A 2,490-nucleotide genomic window follows, 5' to 3' on the forward strand; every position below is an offset into this window, starting at 1 on the left:
CCCACCGACGCCGCCCAGGGCAGGCAGTTTTTCCATAACCACGCGCTCGCAGGCCTCGCTCAGGCTTAAGCCGCCGTAATCCATCAGCGCGGTGATGTCATAGGCCGCGAGGGCGCGGATAAACACTTCCCCGGTTCCGGTACACGACACCGCCGCCGTCGCGTTATTGGCATAGCAGCCGGCGCCCGGCAGCGGGCTATCGCCGACGCGTCCGGGAAGCTTGTTGGTCATCCCGCCCGTTGACGTCGCCGCCGCGAGGTTCCCGGCTTTATCCAGCGCCACCGCGCCGACCGTGCCCATTTTGGTGGTTTCATCAAGCGGCGCACTGTGGTCAAGCTGCGTCATGCCCGCCGAACGGGCTTCCAGGAGCTGCTGATAGCGCGCTTCCGTGGAAAACAGATCCGGCGATACCGGCTCCATTCCATGTTCGAAGGCAAACCTCTCCGCCCCCGCGCCCGTCAGCAGCACGTGCGGACTCGCTTCCATCACCAGACGCGCGGCCAGCACCGGGTTACGCAGGTGGCTGACGCCTGCCACGGCCCCCGCTTTCAGGGTGACGCCGTCCATCACGCAGGCATCCAGCTCGTGCGTTTCATCCCGGGTAAAGACCGAACCGATCCCCGCGTTAAATAACGGGCACTCTTCCAGCAGGCGCACCGCCTCGGTGACCACGTCCAGCGCGCTTTCGCCCGCTTCCAGCATTCTCTGGCCCATTTCCACAATGGCGTACAGCGCGTCGATGTAACGTTTTTCCTGCTCAGGCGTGAGCTGTGCTCGGGTGATTGCCCCGGCCCCGCCATGAATTGCGATTACCGCCTTAACCATTCGCATCACCCGTTAGCCTGTTTTGCGGCTTTTTCTATAAATATCATTATCGTCGACGAAACTTCAGATGATTTTTGAATATAGAAAGACGTAACAGTGATGTAAAGCGTGCACCCTTCGGTCATACAGTTAGCCGCACTTTTCTGCCATAATGGACGCTTTCGTTGTTACTCCGCAGGAGCCCACCATGGATTTTACCGCCGGACTGATGCCGCTTGAGACGGCACTCACGCAGATGCTTGACCGAGTTTCCCCGCTGCATGACGTTGAGACGCTGCCCCTCGTGCGCTGTTTTGGCCGTATTGCCGCACGCGATATCGTCTCTCCGCTTAACGTGCCGGGGTTTGATAACTCCGCGATGGACGGTTACGCGGTACGCCTGGCGGATCTCCAGACGGGTAACGCCCTGCCGGTGGCGGGTAAAGCCTTTGCGGGTCAGCCGTTTAGCGGTGAATGGCCTGCGGGCACCTGCGTGCGCATTATGACCGGCGCACCGGTTCCGGCAGGCTGCGACGCCGTGGTGATGCAGGAAGAGACCGAACAGACCGACGACGGCGTGCGTTTTACCGCGAGCGTCAAAGCGGGCCAGAACATCCGCCGTACCGGCGAGGACATTACCTTCGGCGCGACGGTCTTTGCTGCCGGACAGAAGCTGACGGTGGCGGAGCTGCCGGTCCTGGCCTCGCTCGGCATCGCGGACATCGACGTTATCCGTAAAGTGCGCGTTGCCGTTTTCTCCACCGGCGACGAGCTACAGCTTCCGGGGCAGCCGCTGCAGGACGGCCAGATTTACGACACCAACCGCCTGGCGGTACACCTGATGCTGGAGCAGCTGGGCTGCGAAGTGATTAACCTCGGCATCATTCCTGACGATCCGGAAAAACTGCGCGCCGCGTTTATCGAGGCGGATAACGCAGCCGACGTGGTCATCAGCTCCGGCGGCGTCTCCGTGGGCGAAGCGGATTACACCAAAACCCTTCTTGAAGAGCTGGGTGAAATCGCCTTCTGGAAGCTGGCGATCAAGCCGGGCAAGCCGTTCGCGTTTGGCAAGCTTTCACACAGCTGGTTCTGCGGCCTGCCGGGTAACCCGGTCTCGGCGGCACTCACCTTCTACCAGCTGGCGATCCCGCTGCTGGCGAAGCTTTCCGGCAACAATGCTAACCCGCTGCCGGAACGCGTGCGCGTGCGTGCCGCCACGCGCCTGAAAAAATCACCGGGCCGCCTCGATTTCCAGCGCGGCATTCTGGCGCGCAGCGCGGACGGCGAGCTCGAAGTGAGCACCACCGGGCACCAGGGCTCGCACATTTTCAGCTCCTTCAGCCAGGGCAACTGCTTTATCGTGCTGGAGCGCGAGCGCGGCAACGTGGAAGCCGGCGAGTGGGTTGAGGTCGAGCGCTTTAACCACCTGTTCGGAGGCTGACATGACGGTGGAGCTGAGCGACCCGGAGATGATGCGCTACAACCGCCAGATTGTGCTGCGCGGATTCGATTTCGAGGGCCAGGAAGCGCTCAAGGCAGCCAGCGTACTGGTTGTCGGTCTGGGCGGTCTGGGCTGCGCCGCCGCGCAGTATCTTGCCGCGGCGGGCGTGGGCAGGATGACGCTGCTGGATTTCGATACCGTGTCGGTGTCCAACCTGCAACGCCAGACGCTGCACAGCGACGCGA

General features: G+C 62.3%; 3 protein-coding genes. 2 read left to right on the plus strand and 1 reads right to left on the minus strand.

Translation table 11 applies throughout. The features are described from left to right. On the minus strand, window positions 1–825 hold an 825-nt coding region (locus tag DOU50_RS00445), incomplete at its 3' end, for an isoaspartyl peptidase/L-asparaginase (RefSeq protein ID WP_148768486.1). A 187-nt stretch (window positions 826–1,012) separates the two neighbouring features. Between DOU50_RS00445 and moeA the strand changes: the two genes are divergently transcribed. Both moeA and DOU50_RS00455 read left to right on the plus strand, forming a co-directional pair. Then, window positions 1,013–2,245, plus strand: a complete 1,233-nt coding sequence (gene moeA / locus DOU50_RS00450) for a molybdopterin molybdotransferase MoeA (protein WP_148768487.1) — start codon at window positions 1,013–1,015, stop codon at window positions 2,243–2,245. Between the two features lies 1 nt (window position 2,246). Continuing rightward, the coding region (locus DOU50_RS00455) for a ThiF family adenylyltransferase (RefSeq protein ID WP_194266102.1) at window positions 2,247–2,490 on the plus strand (244 nt) is incomplete at its 3' end.

It is taken from the genome of Enterobacter sp. C6 (assembly GCF_008122455.1).
In the GTDB taxonomy this organism is placed as follows: Bacteria; Pseudomonadota; Gammaproteobacteria; order Enterobacterales; family Enterobacteriaceae; genus Enterobacter; species Enterobacter pseudoroggenkampii.